This is a genomic window from Endozoicomonas sp. ONNA2 (assembly GCF_024606365.1).
Taxonomy (GTDB): Bacteria; Pseudomonadota; Gammaproteobacteria; order Pseudomonadales; family Endozoicomonadaceae; genus Endozoicomonas.
Genome location: NZ_JAHHPO010000249.1, coordinates 1 through 1,610 on the forward strand (window position 1 = coordinate 1; position 1,610 = coordinate 1,610).

The window sequence follows — 1,610 nt, forward strand, 5'->3', positions numbered from 1 at the left end:
CCAAAGAACGACTGAGAAAACTATCCGATCAATATTATGGCTCTGCCGCTGACGCGTATAGAAAAATAATTGCAAACAGGAACATACCTGCTGTACCCGGTAATGGTATTAAAGATCCTTTATTACGGCTTGCTTATCATCGAATTGAAAGCAATGGATATCTGGCTGCTGTGGAAGATGATGTCGGGCAAACTTGCGTGGGCACCCTGAAAATGCATAACGCATCGGTGAAATCAGTCACCGCATTGCCTGATGGGCAACTGGCTTCATGCTCTTTTGACAAGACCATAAAGATAGGGTGCCTGAGCAAGCGGGAGCAATGCGTGGCGACACTTACGGGGCACACCGAACTTGTCAGCTCAGTGACGTCATTGCCCGATGGGCGACTGGCTTCGGCTTCTGATGACCAAACCATCAAAGTGTGGGATTTGAGTAAACCAGACGACCAGAAATGCGTGGCAACGTTGAGAGGGCATACCGATTGGGTGAACTCAGTCAGGCCAATGCCCGGTGGTCGGCTGGTTTCTGGCTCTCATGACCAGACCGTAAAGTTATGGGATCTGGGCAAGCCCGACGGGCAGCAATGTGTGGCAACGTTGAGAGGGCATACCAATTGGGTAAGCTTTGCCACACCATTTTACGGTGAGCGGTCCGGTGAGCGGCTGGCTTCGGGCTCTGCTGACAACACTGTAAAGGTGTGGGACCTTGGCAAGCCCGATGGTCAGCAATGCGTCGCGACGCTGTATGGTCATGAACATCATGTGTTCTCACTCACGGTATTTCCCGATGGGCGTCTGGCTTCGAGTTCTTATGACCAGACCATAAAGGTGTGGGATCTGGGTAAGCCCGATGGGCAGCAATGTGTTGTGACGCTAAAAGGACATACCGAGGTGGTGTTCTCAGTCATAATATTGGCCGATGGACGGCTGGCTTCGGGCTCTGATGACAGGACCATAAAGATATGGGATCTGAGCAAGCCCGACGGGAAGAAATGCGTGGTGACGCTGAAAGGGCATACCTGCTGGGTGAACTCAGTCACGGCATTGTCCGATAGGTTACTGGCTTCAGGCTCCGAAGACTGTACCGTCAAGGTGTGGGATCTGAGCAAACCCGATGGGTGTCCATAAGGATTTGTCACGGAATTTTCAGGAATGAACTCAACCGTTATTTACCGGCCAGTGCTTTATAGATGCAAATATCACTAAAACCATTATCGTTTCTATTCACCATAAAAGTGCAACAAACCCGTCTGACAATCTTGGGATATCCTGGCTCTGCCGCTGCCCCTTGAAAGCTGCTTGCTGACACTCACATACCGGCGGGCAATTAAACCGATGATTTTTCATTACTGCTTACTTTTCTTTAATGGGTAAGACGTGGGAATCAATACTCATAAAACCTGCATGTCAAATGCCCATGGCGCGTGAAAATATTTTGCGTCTCCCTCAAGAATGAAAAATGGTTAAACAAAATATTTTTCACGGCAAAGTTGCATCAGCATACCGGCCGTGTGCTCTCAACCAGGCAATTGCCTGGTGGGCGACTGGCTTCGGGTTCTATTGACAAAACTCTATTGACAAAACTCTATTGACAAAACTCTATTGACAAAA

At 49.0% G+C, this 1,610-nt stretch carries 1 protein-coding gene; it reads left to right on the top strand.

Features of this window, described 5'->3' with window-relative positions; translation table 11 throughout:
* Positions 1-1,127, top strand: a 1,127-nt coding sequence (locus tag KDK14_RS04480) for a WD40 repeat domain-containing protein (RefSeq protein WP_257263821.1), incomplete at its 5' end; no start/stop codon positions are given.
* Positions 1,128-1,610 lie beyond the last annotated feature (483 nt).